The organism is Vibrio sp. MED222, assembly GCF_000153005.1.
Lineage (GTDB): Bacteria > Pseudomonadota > Gammaproteobacteria > Enterobacterales > Vibrionaceae > Vibrio > Vibrio tasmaniensis_A.
This window is the reverse complement of sequence record NZ_CH902606.1, coordinates 1255477-1269816: the sequence shown is the minus strand read 5'-3', so window position 1 is coordinate 1269816 and position 14340 is coordinate 1255477. Positions and strand designations below refer to the sequence as shown.

General features: G+C 44.6%; 12 protein-coding genes. 2 read left to right on the top strand and 10 right to left on the bottom strand.

The window, feature by feature from the left end:
• Nucleotides 1–24 precede the first annotated feature (24 nt).
• The 4 genes from MED222_RS16115 to agaR (MED222_RS16130) form a co-directional block, all read right to left on the bottom strand.
• Nucleotides 25–1182 carry an SIS domain-containing protein gene (locus MED222_RS16115; protein ID WP_009846034.1) on the bottom strand — a complete coding sequence of 386 codons (1158 nt, stop codon included), beginning with the start codon at nucleotides 1180–1182 and terminating at the stop codon, nucleotides 25–27.
• A complete protein-coding gene (locus MED222_RS16120; protein WP_009846033.1) occupies nucleotides 1182–2489 on the bottom strand; it encodes a D-tagatose-bisphosphate aldolase, class II, non-catalytic subunit in 1308 nt (435 codons plus the stop codon). The genes MED222_RS16115 and MED222_RS16120 overlap by 1 nt, the downstream gene beginning before the upstream one ends.
• An 8-nt stretch (nucleotides 2490–2497) precedes the next feature.
• Nucleotides 2498–3274: a transcriptional repressor AgaR gene (gene agaR, locus MED222_RS16125; protein ID WP_009846032.1), complete on the bottom strand. Its 777-nt coding sequence runs from the start codon at nucleotides 3272–3274 to the stop codon at nucleotides 2498–2500.
• 422 nt (nucleotides 3275–3696) lie between these two features.
• Nucleotides 3697–4464: a transcriptional repressor AgaR gene (gene agaR, locus MED222_RS16130; protein ID WP_009846031.1), complete on the bottom strand. Its 768-nt coding sequence runs from the start codon at nucleotides 4462–4464 to the stop codon at nucleotides 3697–3699.
• A gap of 895 nt (nucleotides 4465–5359) precedes the next feature.
• Between agaR (MED222_RS16130) and MED222_RS16135 the strand changes: the two genes are divergently transcribed.
• Nucleotides 5360–6289 carry a carbamate kinase gene (locus MED222_RS16135; protein WP_032555104.1) on the top strand — a complete coding sequence of 310 codons (930 nt, stop codon included), beginning with the start codon at nucleotides 5360–5362 and terminating at the stop codon, nucleotides 6287–6289.
• A 235-nt stretch (nucleotides 6290–6524) separates the two neighbouring features.
• Here the strand turns inward: MED222_RS16135 and maiA are convergent, their stop codons facing one another.
• The 4 genes from maiA to hppD are packed head-to-tail and all read right to left on the bottom strand — an operon-like array spanning nucleotide 6525 to nucleotide 10497.
• Nucleotides 6525–7229, bottom strand: a complete 705-nt coding sequence (gene maiA, locus MED222_RS16140; protein WP_009846029.1) for a maleylacetoacetate isomerase — start codon at nucleotides 7227–7229, stop codon at nucleotides 6525–6527.
• A gap of 21 nt (nucleotides 7230–7250) precedes the next feature.
• Nucleotides 7251–8288: a fumarylacetoacetate hydrolase family protein gene (locus MED222_RS16145; RefSeq protein ID WP_009846028.1), complete on the bottom strand. Its 1038-nt coding sequence runs from the start codon at nucleotides 8286–8288 to the stop codon at nucleotides 7251–7253.
• A gap of 12 nt (nucleotides 8289–8300) precedes the next feature.
• Nucleotides 8301–9431 (bottom strand): homogentisate 1,2-dioxygenase, encoded by a 1131-nt coding sequence (locus MED222_RS16150; protein ID WP_009846027.1) that lies wholly within the window; start codon nucleotides 9429–9431, stop codon nucleotides 8301–8303.
• On the bottom strand, nucleotides 9424–10497 hold the full coding sequence (gene hppD, locus MED222_RS16155) for a 4-hydroxyphenylpyruvate dioxygenase (protein ID WP_009846026.1): 1074 nt from the start codon (nucleotides 10495–10497) through the stop codon (nucleotides 9424–9426). Before hppD ends, MED222_RS16150 begins: the two co-directional genes overlap by 8 nt.
• Before the next feature lie 88 nt (nucleotides 10498–10585).
• Between hppD and MED222_RS22600 the strand changes: the two genes are divergently transcribed.
• Nucleotides 10586–10768: a hypothetical protein gene (locus MED222_RS22600; RefSeq protein ID WP_083784015.1), complete on the top strand. Its 183-nt coding sequence runs from the start codon at nucleotides 10586–10588 to the stop codon at nucleotides 10766–10768.
• A 94-nt stretch (nucleotides 10769–10862) separates the two neighbouring features.
• Here MED222_RS22600 and MED222_RS16160 read toward each other — a convergent pair whose 3' ends face one another.
• Together MED222_RS16160 and MED222_RS16165 are read right to left on the bottom strand one after the other, a co-directional pair.
• Nucleotides 10863–11522, bottom strand: coding sequence for an HAD family hydrolase (locus MED222_RS16160; RefSeq protein ID WP_009846025.1), 660 nt, complete (start codon nucleotides 11520–11522; stop codon nucleotides 10863–10865).
• A gap of 343 nt (nucleotides 11523–11865) precedes the next feature.
• Nucleotides 11866–14292 carry a response regulator gene (locus MED222_RS16165; protein ID WP_009846024.1) on the bottom strand — a complete coding sequence of 809 codons (2427 nt, stop codon included), beginning with the start codon at nucleotides 14290–14292 and terminating at the stop codon, nucleotides 11866–11868.
• Between the last annotated feature and the right edge of the window lie 48 nt (nucleotides 14293–14340).

Below are 14340 nucleotides of genomic sequence, written 5' to 3'. Positions count from 1 at the left end.
GGTCTAATTTCCTTATAGAACTCTTTACTGATTGAATGGGTATATTGTGACGCCTTGCACCACACGGTTAACTTCACCAGTTGGGCATGGGTTATCTGGTCCCAAACCAAGTTGGAGTGATTTTTCACATGCCAACATTTGGCAGAACAAAATGAAGGGGAAGCACAGCCACTGATCGCCAAAGCCTAATACCCCAAGTTCAAAAACCCCTTCTTCATTGAGCGCGACTTCTGAGATAGCAACATGGCCGAGAGCCTGTTTGTCTCGACGGATTTCATTGAACAGGTCCATATCGTATTGACGCGTGTACGACTTGCTAGAAAGTAGCTGAATAACTAATGCTTTGTCGTTAATGGTAAATTTGGGACCATGACGAAAACCTAACGATGAATCGAAAGTCGTCATCACTTTACCCGCGCTGAGCTCCAACGATTTCAATGAAGCTTCTCGCGCTAAGCCGGAAAAGCCACCGCTGCCTAACACAACCAGGCGTTCATAAGGCATGCATGCCAGTGCTTTAATAGCTGGTTGCCACTGTTTTAGCTTGTCTTCACACAAGGTTGCTGTCGCGGCTATTTGTTCATTCCATTGGCTTGGCGACTGCCCACCAAGTAGCGTCAATGTCGCCATCAACATGCAACTGAAACTAGAGGTCATTGCGAAACTTTTATCGTTGGAGCCTTCAGGCATCAGCATGCAGTAAGCATTATCAGCAGTTTGGGCATAATGAGAGAGCCTCCCTTCTCCATTACAGGTTAAAAACAGGTGGTGGCAGTCACTAACCAATTGTTCGACCAGTGCCACTGCGGCGACGCTTTCAGGACTATTGCCAGAGCGTGCATAAGAGACAAGCAGGGTCGGACGAGATGGGTCAAGGTACTGCTCAGGATTTGACACTAAATCGGTCGTTGGAATTGACGTCACTTGGAAACCAACTCCTTGTTGAATAAACGGCGCGGCTGCATCACCAACAAAAGCTGACGTACCTGCACCTGTCAAAATGATGCGTAAGTCAGAGTGTTGTAACAGTGGATTCAAAAATGCACTTACCGCATCATGTTGTTGCTCCAAAATATCGGCCAATGCACGCCATAAGCGTGGCTGATGGCTGATTTCTTTCGCTGTATGAATACCATTATGTTGCTCTAGCCATGGCTGTTCGTAGCCTAAAAATAGGTTCATTAAATCGTCTCCTTACAAACCACTGCATTTGAATAACAGGCTGCGGAATAGACCTCAGTCACTTCCATAACCTTGTGAATTACGATGTCAGCGGGATGGTTTTCAATTTGATTTTGAGAAATGGCCTTAGCCTGATTTGGCAAATATTGGCTAAGGATCGTTACTGGCAACGGACTGGCAGCCAGGTTGTCAAATAAAGCCTTCTGCGATGCTTTCACTTCTGGATGAGTCCAGTAGTAACGAATGCGATCGCTCAGGCTGTAGCTGCAATCAAGGAATTGCTGGTGGCCTTTGCTTGAGTAGTGTGAGCGCCAATAACTTGGTTGTTCATGCATTACCTGTTCAATGGTGTCACGTAAATGCGAAGAGTGATGAGTTCCCAGCCATTCTTTTTCGGCGCGTTCAAGGCCATAGAGAGCTTCACGCAAAGCAAATGTCAGAGCAGGACCCACTTTAAGAATGGCGAAATGGTCACCCACTAGTTGGTGGTAGGCTGGTGGGTTCTGGTAGTCGGTAGAGTGAGCTTCAAACACAAGGTGTGGCTGACTATCGATCATCTTACTCAGTGATTGAGCCTCATGACTTCGATAGTGGTGCACCATATGGTGGTCAAACTCAACGCCCGGCTGAACAACTAAAGCAATAACTCGCGGCCAGACATAACCAAGTCCAGCATCGCTGAATGCCCGATGATGAGCATCCAATGTTGCCAACGCCTTCTCTGGCTTAGTCACTTCGATACACTCTTCCTGCAGCGAGTCAAGTGCACCGCCTGGAGTAGGTACTTCCGTTCCAACTACATAAACAGGCGCTTCACCGCCAATACTTTTCCATGCCTGCTCCGCAACCACACACAGCTTTGCGGCACGATCTGCCATTAGTTCTTCACTAAGAGGCAGTTGGTCATCAACACAAGGCATTGAACAGTCGAGGTGAATTTTCTTAAATCCTGCACAAACATAGTCATGTATCATCTGAGCTGAATATTCCATTGCCTGACTTGAAGATAAGTTTTGCCAACAGTTTGGGCCAAGGTGGTCACCACCCAACACAACTTTATCTGCAGGAAAATTGAGACGTTCAGCTAAAGAGAACACATGGCTAGAAAAATCTTGCGGTGTCATTCCGGTGTAGCCACCAAATTGATTCACCTGATTAGACGTCGCTTCTATGAGCACCAATTGTTTATCTTGTGCCGCTTGTTTAATGGCGGCTTCAAGAACTAGCGGGTGCGCCGAGCAAACAGAGTAAATACCAGTTGATTGGCCTTGCTTATGCTGTTCAATTAAAGAAAGTAACGCTTTCATATTTATTCCTAGTTAACAGTTTGATCGGCAATAATCACTTCAACACCCATTTCAATGAGCGCTCGGTGCGTTGCGTGGGGAATATTGCTATCGGTTACCAATACATCGATTTGGTTTGCTGCGCGGATCATACAAAAGCTCTTTCGCCCAAATTTGCTTGAATCCGTAACAGCAATAATTTGGCGAGCGACTTCGCACATAGATCGGTTAACTTGTGCTTCTTGAGAGTCCGGCGTGGTCACTCCAGCCTGTAGATCGAATCCGTCCACGCCCAGGAACAGCTTGTCAAAAAGGTAAGAGCGGATTTGTTGCTCTCCATGATTTCCAATCAATGAACAAGACGCTCGGCGAAGGCTTCCACCGACAACATGAAGGTCGATGTTTTCGAATTTACTAAGTTGATAAGCAGTATTGAGTGCATTGGTCATGACAACCAATTGTTGCTTGTTCATCAAATACTGAGGCATAAGACCTATTGTGGTACCTGAATCTAAGATAACCGCCTCACCATCGTGAATAAGATTCGCTGCTACTTGAGCAATGGATTGCTTGGCACTGCGATTAAGCTGATCTTTGCGGTACAAAGGTTGGTCAAATGCAAAGTTAGGGTTAAGCGTTGCGCCACCATAACAACGAAATACGCAGCCTTCTTTTTCGAGCAAATTGAGGTCATGTCGAATCGTGACTGCGGAAACATTGTACTGGTCTGAAAACTCATCCACTTTGCCTGAGCCATGGCTACGTATGTGCGCCATAATTTGCTGTCTTCGTTCTGCACTGCTCATATACGAAACCTCTTACGTTTCATTTCACTTTAAGCATGAAATGTTTCGACTTTCTTTTGGTTGGTATTAAAGCAGGACAAATAATAAAAAAGTGAAACCTAGATCACAGCCAATTAGCTTTCGATTTCAGGCTAAAAAACCTTTCACTTTAGGATAAGTGAAAGTATTTACTTTCACTTATGATTGAGGATTACGCATTGAAAGAGCCATAAAGGCTGACTTTCGCAATTTAACAAGTGAAAGAGAGTGAGAAACTGACTCGATTGGTGGAGTTTCGAAGCCCAGCCTGCGTGAGATCACAAACTGGATTATCTGCTGATATTTTTGTGGTTAGCGAAATGCAAAACCAGCCTCGTTCAGGCTGGTTCTATTCGTTCTTGTAGCACTGATTTGGCTAAAAGGTAGGAAGTTGGAAAGCTGAGTTAATCCACTATTCGCACATCAACACCAAGATCAGTGAGCTGGTCGACGTAAGTCTGAGGAATTCCGCTATCTGTGATTAGCATGTTGATCTGCTCAGGACTAGCAATCAGACAAAAGCTATGGCGATCAAACTTCGATGAGTCTGTCACTGCAATCACAGTTTGTGCTGCTTCAAGCATTTTTCGATTGATGTTTGCTTCACCTTGATGAGGAGTTGTAATGCCAGATGTCTTGTCAAAACCATCAACCCCTAAGAACAATTTGTTGAATCGAAAAACCGTCAAAAAGTCCTCGCCGCCTGTCCCATGTACCGAGTAAGAATTGTCACGCATAGTTCCCCCCGTGACCATAACTGATACATTACTTTGATTAGCAAGATGGTAAGCGATGTTAATACCGTTAGTCATAACAACCAAATCTTGCTTCCCTTCCAGATGATAAGCAATTTGCTCTGTAGTCGAGCCTGAATCAAGAATGACTTTGTCACCGTCTACAATCAGTGATGCTGCATACTCTCCTAGCTTCGCTTTAGTATTGTTGTTGAGCTGCTTTTTATCATTGAGTGGTCGCTCAAAGGCAAACTGATTATTGAGCACAGCACCGCCATAACACCTTTTTAAACAGCCTTTCTTTTCTAGATAGTTAAGGTCATTGCGAATCGTAACCTCTGAAACATTGTACAGTTCCGAAAAATGGTTAACTTCACCTTTTTGGTGAGTTTGAATGTAGTGAAGGATCTCTTCACGTCTTTGAGCCGAGGTGGTCATAGGGGAACGTTCCGACAAGTAATCATTTGCTCTAACTAATTTCAACAGAGCACCATAACAAGCACCTTACTCCATGATGTAATGCGGTGTCACCCGGCAAGTTAGCTAGTGACACCCTTCTTTCAGGCATTTCATGATAGTTCTTCACGTCTCGTTGCCGTGTGACTTAAATCGTCGACGGCCGCTGCCGATTGAAAACCCATAACTTCGTGAAGCAAGCAACGGGAGAAACACTGAACACTTTAAGCCGCTCTTGATTTGCCGATACGTGTAATTACATTCGGCTAATCTAGAAGTAGGGCGCAAGTACGCTTCAGGCACAATAAATGACAATAGAGACATCGTATTTTTTCAATGAATCATACGACTTATACCTAGACCTAAAAGGACCGAGCTGCGTCTTAAATCAGCCTTTGAAAAACTATTTTCGCCAATAAAAACCGAATCAAAACCGAATCAAAACCACTATTTAAGCTAATGTCCTCCCCGCTTCAATTTGGCTCCGTATCTTTTCTAAAGCTCTTAATGCGATCTGAACGTCATATTTAAAACAAAATTTGAAAATTAATCATTTTATAGCCAGAGATAATATTCACTAAAGACGAATCATTTATACAAAAAAAGAGTCCACTACTGGATTGTATCCAAGCTTATGGAATATTTAATCGAATTACAATAACTCCCGTTTCCACAGCTCCATTTCTAGTGAAATGATAATTTGATAGCTATCACATTTAGAACAGTTATTTTCCCATACTATCTCGGCATGTTAATTACTTAAGAGTAATTAAAAAACTAGTCACTCCTATTAATAAGATTGAATTTAATTAGAAACAAGCGGTTAATCCCTACGTAAAATAAATAAAATAATTATTAAATGATCGGAGACATTATCATGCGCATAGTATTAGCTTTAGGCGGTAACGCTCTTTTAGCAAGAGGCCAAGCATTAACGGCTGAGAACCAACGTGAAAATATAATCAAATCAGCGGCGAGTATTGCTGCGATAGCACGCGAGCATGAGATTGTTATCGTTCATGGTAATGGCCCACAAGTAGGTTTGTTGATGGAACAAAACGCGGCTTATAGCGAATATTCGCCAGAGACGACACCATACCCAATGGATGTACTCGGCTCTCAAACCTGTGGCATGGTGGGCTACATGTTACAACAAGAGCTCAGAAACATTGACCCTGAATTAGACGTAGCAACGCTAGTCACGCAAACTGAAGTATGCAAAAAAGACCCTGCGTTTGCTAACCCGACTAAATTTGTTGGCCCTGTATATACAGAGCAACGAGCTAAAGAATTAATGGCTCAAAGCACAATGCAGTTTAAAGCTGATGGCGAGTACTACCGACGCGTTGTGCCTTCTCCTATGCCAAAAAGCATTGTTGAAATTCAGCAAATTGAAACACTTCTAGATACAGAAAACCTTGTTATCGCTTGTGGCGGCGGCGGTGTTCCCGTGAGTATTGAGCAAGGTAAGAGTACTGGCGTAGAGTGCGTCATTGACAAAGATCTTACGGCTGAATTACTGGCTGAAAAAATCCATGCCGACTTATTTATTATCTTAACCGATGGTTCGATTTTCCGTAACTACGGTAAAGAAGACCAAGCAGAAATGAAGCAAGCAACGCCTACTGGTTTAGCAGAATTTTCATTCCCTGCTGGTTCTATGGGGCCAAAAATTGATGCCGTTTGTAAATTCGTTGAAGCTGGATTGGGTAATGCGGCGATTGGTTCATTATTTGATTTAGATAAAATAATCACCAATGAAGCTGGTACTCTGATTACAAAAGGCGAAGGTATTGTTTATTACTAAAGTTATCGAGAGATAACCATCACTAATATAAACCCATTAAACAGGCCTCTTATTTAATAATAATGAGGCTTATTTTATTCGGACCGTTTAATACTAGATGAGATAAATATTCATAAAATTGGAAATTAAACCTGAAAAGAATGAATACATAATATCTTTAAATATACCAAATCGTAATTATAACGTAATTTAATCCAAATAACGTTTCCAGTTCATTGAAAAGAATTCAATACGTTCACATCGGTGCATTCGCATCCGCTTGGTTCTCTGGCATCGCCTCGATAAAAGCGGGTAACTGGTTACACGCTTCGACAATCGAGTTAATTAACGGATACGGCGACATATCAACGCCAAAGCGCAGCGCGTTATACACCTGCGGCACCAAGCAGATATCGACAATACAGGGAGAATCCGAGAGGCTATACACCGAGTCACCATGTGTTTTCCTGTGCTTAGTCAGTTTCTCTTCTAACGCCGAAAAACCTTGGCTCATCCAATAGTGTAGCCAGTCCATTTTTGCCTCTGGCTCACACGACAACTCTCGCTCCAAGTACTGCAACACACGCAAGTTATTAAGAGGATGAATTTCTATCGCAATATCCTGAGCCATCGCCAACGCTTGATAGCGCAGTGGTATTTGCTCAGGAATCAACAAGGAGTCTGGGCTGCTTTCACACAAATAGTGTTCATCGAGATATTGAAGAATAGCCAGTGACTGATTGAGTTGAACTTCACCATCCACCAGCACGGGCACTAATTCACTGGCGTTGAGATCACGATATTGTGGGTCATGCTGCTCGCCGCCATTACGCACCAAGTGCACCGATTTAGACTCATAGTTGAGTTGTTTTAGGTTCAACCCAATACGTACTCGATAGGCAGCCGAAGAGCGCCAATAACCGTAAAGTATAATGTTCTTGTTCACGATGCTCTCGCTCATACAGAAATCCTATTACGTGGACTATAGCGCTCGATATTGACTGACTTTCTGGTCAATCGCGCCAAAAATGGAGTCACCCGCTACATCGAACATCTCAAGCTTGATCGAGTCACCAAACGACATGAATTGAGTCGACGGTTTGCCATCTCGAATCGTCTCTATCATGCGTACTTCAGCAATGCATGAATAGCCTACACCGCCCTCAGCAATTGAGGTGCCGTGGTCAGTACCTTGTTTATTGGAAACCGTGCCCGAGCCAATGATTGCACCGGCCGATAGTGGGCGAGTTTTCGCAGCATGGACTACTAGTTCAGCAAAGTTGAAAGTCATATCGACGCCCGCATTCGGACAACCAAAAGGTTGGTCGTTGTAGGTCGATATCAACGATAGATGTACCTTGCTGCCTTTCCATTGCTCGCCAAGCTCATCAGGTGTTACCGCAACCGGGGAGAACGCCGAAGAAGGCTTAGACTGGAAGAAACCAAAGCCTTTCGCGAGCTCAGCCGGAATCAAACCGCGCAGCGACACATCGTTCACCAACATCAGTAATCGAATCGACTCGTGCGCCTGTTTAGCACTGGCACCCATTGGCACGTCACCGGTGACAATCGCAACCTCACCTTCGAAATCGATGCCCCACTCGTCGCTGGCAAACTCGATGTTGTCACGAGGGCCGATAAAGGCATCTGAACCGCCTTGATACATTAATGGATCGACCCAGAAGCTTTCTGGCATTTCAGCACCACGTGCTTTACGCACCAATTCAACGTGGTTTACATACGCGCTGCCATCAGCCCATTGATAAGCACGTGGCAGAGGCGATTCACAATACTGAGGTGCAAACACTTCACTGCCTGTCACATGCCCGTTGTTTAACGAGGTGTATAACTCTTCTAACTGAGAAACAACGCTGTCCCAGTTATCCAATGCTACCTGCATGGTGGGTGCAAGGTGCATCGCATGGAAGATTTCAGTGGCAGCCACACATTGTTTGAGATCTTTGCTCACGACCATCAATAGACCATCGCGAGTGCCATTTTTCTTGCTTGCTAATTTCATCCTTGTTGCCCCTTACTTCTCTTGCCAACTGTAGACATATTCTTTGTTCTCAACGCTATCGAGTTCGTCAGAGAACTGCAGTGCATGGCGAGTATCAATCATCACCGCCACTTCGTCGGTAAACTTCTTCTTATGCGCCTGACCTGCCTTAAAGGCTTTAGGGTGAGGTCCATGCGTGAAGCCTGCTGGATGGAAAGTCACCATGCCCGCTTCAATATTGTCACGGCTAAAAAAGTCACCAGCGTGATAGAAGAGTACTTCGTCGTAGTCGTCATTGTTGTGGTAGAACGGCACTTTCAATGCACCTGGATCGCTCTCAATCGGGCGTGGTACAAAGGTGCACACTACAAAGCCTGCGCCAACAAACGTCGTATGCGCAGATGGTGGCAAGTGGTAGCGATGTGACATCAGCGGTCTGATATCGCGCCAATTCACTTTCACCACCGCTAAGTCGCCATGCCAGCCAATTGCATCCAATGGATTGAACGGATAGGTGATCACGCTGACTTTGTCGTGGCGCTTCACCTGAACCTGAGTCTGGTTTTCAGAATACTGAGCGCGAAATTGATCATTGATTGAAGGAATGTCGAGCACCGCAGGATCAAACACCGCGTGATTACCGACCATGCCTTTCTCTGGCAAGGAGTAAGCCGCGTCTGTGTTCTCAATCATCAAGATAAACATCGGCTCGCTTGGCTCTAAACGCCAGTTGGTCGAGCGCGGGATCATCACGTAATCCCCTTCACTCACCACTAGATGACCATAGTCACAATAGAGATCGGCGCTGCCTTGATGAATGAACAGCAGCTCATCGCCATCGGAGTTACGCACCAAGAAATCCATCTTCTCATCCATGCGCCATACGCGGATTTTGCAGTCTGCGTTATGCAAAAGATGAGGCACCGCCCAAGGGGTTATCTGGCTAGCTTTCTCCACCAGCGTAAAATCAAAAGCGCGAGGGCGCAAATCACCCTCCCACTCCGACCAACCTGTTGGGGCATGTTGGTGATGAAAATGAGCGGCAGGGCCGAAGAATCCACTTCGGCCCGCCTCTCGCTCATAAATTGCCTCTTCAGGGAAGTCGGCGTGCGCTTGTTTAGAGCACACCCCTTCCCGGTGAGGAAACGAGATCCATTTATGCATCGTCTAATACTCCTCGACGAATCTGGTCCTCTTCAATCGATTCAAACAGCGCCTTGAAGTTACCTTCGCCAAAGCCTTCATTGCCTTTACGCTGAATGATTTCAAAGAACACAGGCCCAATTACCGTCTGTGTGAAAATTTGCAGCAAGATGCCGTCTTTGGTCGGCGCGCCATCAATCAGAACGCGTAAGTCACGCAACAGATCAGTGTCTTCCCCGTGGCCTTTCACACGATCGTCAACTTTCTCATAGTAGGTATCTGGGGTTGGCATAAAGTCCATGCCGCGATCACGCAGAGTCTTCACCGTTTTGTAGATGTCATCGGTGGCGAGTGCGATGTGTTGGATACCTTCGCCGTTGTATTCGCGAATAAACTCTTCGATTTGTGATTTGTCGTCCGAAGACTCATTGATAGGGATACGGATTTTGCCACACGGTGAGGTCATGGCGCGGCTCACAAGGCCTGTCAGCTTGCCTTCAATGTCGAAGTAACGAATCTCACGGAAGTTACCAAGACGCTCATAGAACCCAGACCACACATCCATATTGCCTTGCTTAACGTTGTGCGTGAGGTGGTCGATTTCATACAAGCCAACATTAGCTTCTGCCATGCGCTGTTCTGCATCATCATAAAATCGGAAGTCAACATCATAGATACTCTGCTTACCATAACGATCCACAAAATAGAGCAGGCTTTCACCGATGCCGTAAATGGCAGGAATGCTCAGTTCCATCGGCCCTATTTCCGTTTTGTACTCTTCACCGCCGCCCTTAAACGCTTGCTCCATTGCAGCGGTTGCTTCGTTGACACGAAAAGCCATGCCACAGACCGATGGCCCATGCACTTTAGCGAACGCTTCCGCTTGGCTGTGAGGCTGTTCATTGACGATAAAGTTGATGTCACCTTGTCGATACAGCCAAGCCTCTTTTGAGCGGTGCTTGGCGATCTCAGCAAAACCAAGTGACACAAGCAGCGCTTTAAGTTGCTCAATTCCCTTGTGGTCAACGGCCGTGTATTCAACAAACTCGAATCCATCCGTGCCAAGCGGGTTGTATGTATCCACCATGAACTTTCTCCTTGTACCTATCGGTTTTGTGTTGTGTTGTGTATTTTTTGTCCTTAATTAAATTTGGCCCACAAGCCGAGATAATGGAATGGGTGGAGGAAAATGGGCAATTTCGATGAAATCCTGTCAGTTTGTAAAATATTTGTTACACACAAACTGTCAAGACAAGAAAGTGAGTGCTATCAAGGGATTGAAATATGGTGGTTTGATTTACAGCAGAGCAAGAGATGTTACTGAATTGTTACATGCATCCTTTTGTCAGCTAAGGTAATAAATCGAACATTAGACTGAAGATGCAAAAAAGCCGCTGTAGTCAGCGGCTTGATGAGTTCTAGAGCGAACCTAATTCGACTATAAGATTCGTGTTAATCCCAGTTGAGAATCGACCAATTCGGTTGATCGGCTAACGCTTTCAAACGCGGACATGGGTTTACCAAGTAAGCAAAATCAGCGTGTTCACACAAAGGTAAGTCGTTGATTGAATCGGTATAAAAGTGAATGTCTGAGTAGTTAGTTTCTTGATTGTCTAACCACTCTTTTAAACGGGTGACTTTACCTTCACGGTAGCTTGGCACACCTGATATTTGAGACGTGAAGCGGCCTTGGTTTTCTACCAAATCGATACCGAGTGCGTTCTCAATACCAATCTTACAACCGACCGCTTCCACTAAGAAAGTCACGCTGGCAGAGATGATCAACATGTCGATATCATCATTCTCAAGCTGCTCAATCAAAGGTTTCGACTGCTTGAATTGCTTAGGTAAAATATGCTTCTCGACACACTCTTCCACCAAAGTAGTAACTTGCTCTGTTGGCATGTTCGCGAGTGGCTGCATGGAAAATGTTAGGTAATCTTCCATGTTCAATTTGCCTTCCGAATACAGGCCCATTAAACGCTTATCTTCATCAATAAAGTTGGGCGCAGTGGCAATGCCCTTTTCAACCAAGAACTCATTCCAAAGCATCGCTGCATCGGCATTGATCAGCGTTTCATCCATATCAAATACATACAAAGGTTTGAACATCTTAGGCTCTCACAGGTTGAGTTTCGTTAAGGTTAAAAAGGAGTTCTAGTTGGCTGCATGCTATAACTGGATTGTGACATTAAGAGCATATTTTAGTGGCAGTTGTATTTCACGGCTATGACAATCAACACATGCTTGTTTTTAAATACAACAGCTTATGGATTCAATCAGTATTGATACGCGACGTATTTAACTATATGTATTTAACTAACTATGTGTATTTAGCTAACTAGATGTATTAGCTAACCAAGTGCTCATTAGCAAAAAAAAGAAACTCCGACTGATTCTGTCGGAGTTTCTTATAGAGTTGGATATGCTTTAGCGAGACATCAGCTAATTGAACTTAAACGATTTTCTGCTCATTTTCCTTGCTCGACTCAGTTCCTTTCGACAAGAAACTGGCAACGATCTCTCTCAGTTTCCCTTGATTGACGGGTTTTGGTAAAAATTCATCCATACCCACATCGAAGCACAAATGCTTATCTCGTTGCACGACGTTGGCCGTCAGCGCAACGATCGGAATGTGTTTAGAGGTTCCTTCTTCGAGCGCTCGGATCTGCTTGGTCGCTTCGAAACCATCAAGAACTGGCATCTGGCAATCCATAAAAATCATCTCGTATTCGTTGGCCTGGAATTTCTCGACACCAATTTCACCGTTGTCTGCAATATCCACCTCAAACCCGAGCTTCTTAAGCATCATTTTGGCGACTTGTTGATTCACTCTAGAATCTTCAACGACCAAAACCTTACCACTAAACGGAGCAGCCACTGGTTTTGGCTCTTCTTTGATTGGAGCTTGTTTGTCTATTTGTGTCGTTCTAACAGAAGCAGATGTCGTAGCTTCAACAGAACCCGATGGTTTGGTTAATGGCACGGGTTGATTATCTTTAAACGCTACCTCACCTCGATTTGGATAGGTAAAGATTGAGGTATCAGCCGATCTCGCCAGGACTTCACTCAGCGTCCATTTAAGCTGATTATCTTGATAAGGGCGAGCAATGTATGCAACAAAACCCACTTGTTTGGCGCGTGCTTCATCCTGTTTTCGAGGATCGGCAGAAATCATCACTAGCTTCGGACAAGCTTTGTCAAAACGCTCAATCAAACTTCTTGCTAATTGGAATCCATCAATAGACGGCATCACTTTATCAATCAGCACCAGATCATAAGGCAACGACTTCGCCACAGACTCTGAAACAAGCTCTAACGCTTGAGTGGCGGTTTCACAGCACTCAGACTTAACGCCGAATGATTGAAGTTGTGTTGAGGTAATACGCATGTTCAACTGGCTGTCATCAACCAAAAGTACCGAGACTTTATTAAAATCGATGTTGCTCTCGTCAACGTCTAAGCTCGGGTCAAAGTCAGCGGTAAAGTAGAATGTACTTCCCTTACCTACGACACTGGTTAGCTCAAGCTTACTGCCCATTAAGGTCACGATCTTATCGCATATCGTAAGACCAAGCCCCGTGCCTCCGTAGATGCGGGTGGTGCTACCGTCGGCTTGTTGAAACTTATCGAATACCGATTGTTGCTTGTCTTCTGCGATACCAATACCACTATCGGTCACCTCAAATTTCACTCTGAGCTTTTGTTCCGGCTCTATGACTTCTTCTAAACGAAGTGAGAGCATGACATGACCATGTTCGGTAAATTTGATGGCATTGCCAACTAGGTTATTCAGTACTTGTCTTAACTGAGTACCATCGCCAATCACCATGGTTGGGATCTTAGGATCAATCGCCAGTTGGAATTTGAGCCCTTTTTGCTCGGCTTTAACTCTGAAGGTCGACTCTACGTCGGCAGCAATACCCATCATTTTCATCGGTTCTTGCTGAAGCTCTAAACGACCCGCTTCAATCTTCGAGTAGTCGAGAATGTCATTGATTAAATCGAGTAGAGTAAGCGAAGAGGTGTTGAGCATGTCGACATACTCTTTTTGCTCTTTCGGCATATCCATTTCAGAAAGCAGTGATGAAAGCCCGATAATCCCGTTCATTGGAGTGCGGATTTCGTGGCTCATGTTGGCAAGAAATTCACTCTTGTTGCGGTTCGCTACCTCTGCAGTATCTTTGGCTTTTTCCAATTCTTGGTATTGTTGACGAATACGTTCAATCGACTGATTGTAGCTACTCTCTAGTGTAGAGATCTCATCACTGTATGTAGAGTTAGTGGGTGTTAGAAATCGCGGTTTGTTGTCTTCAACCTGTTGATGGTTGATCTGAGAAGACATGGTCATTAAGCGCTTAACTACAAGGCGGTAGACGATGGTTAAACATACCAGAGACAATAAGAAGATTTTAACTGCTTCGAAGGCGAGCAATAATAACACCCGGTCTTCAAAGTCGTTGAGAATCATACTTAGATCAGACTGCACCGTGAGCGTCGCCAGTTGGAACTCTGAGCCTCCCATCTGATGCACCATATCCCAAGATTGAGAATAAGACTGACCGGACGTCTGTTGACCTAATTCTAAAATTTTTTCATCGGGGCTTTCTATTAACAGATAACTGACCGAGGGTAAGCGGGAGATACCTTCAGCTTGCACAAACAGTTGCTCTCGGTCTTCAACCCACAAACTGGCGGTTAAGCCAGAAAGATAACCATCCTTAACTTGTTCGATCTGAGAACTGATAAAAGAAACTCGATTTTGGTACTCCACATACAAACCTAGACCTGTCACTATGACTGTGAATAAGGTACTGATTGCGATGATTACCCCGATCAACTGTCGGGAGAGTCCAATATAGCGTTTTCCTTTATTCACCATACAAAAATTACCATTATTGTTATCCTAGCAAACTACAATTACTCAACT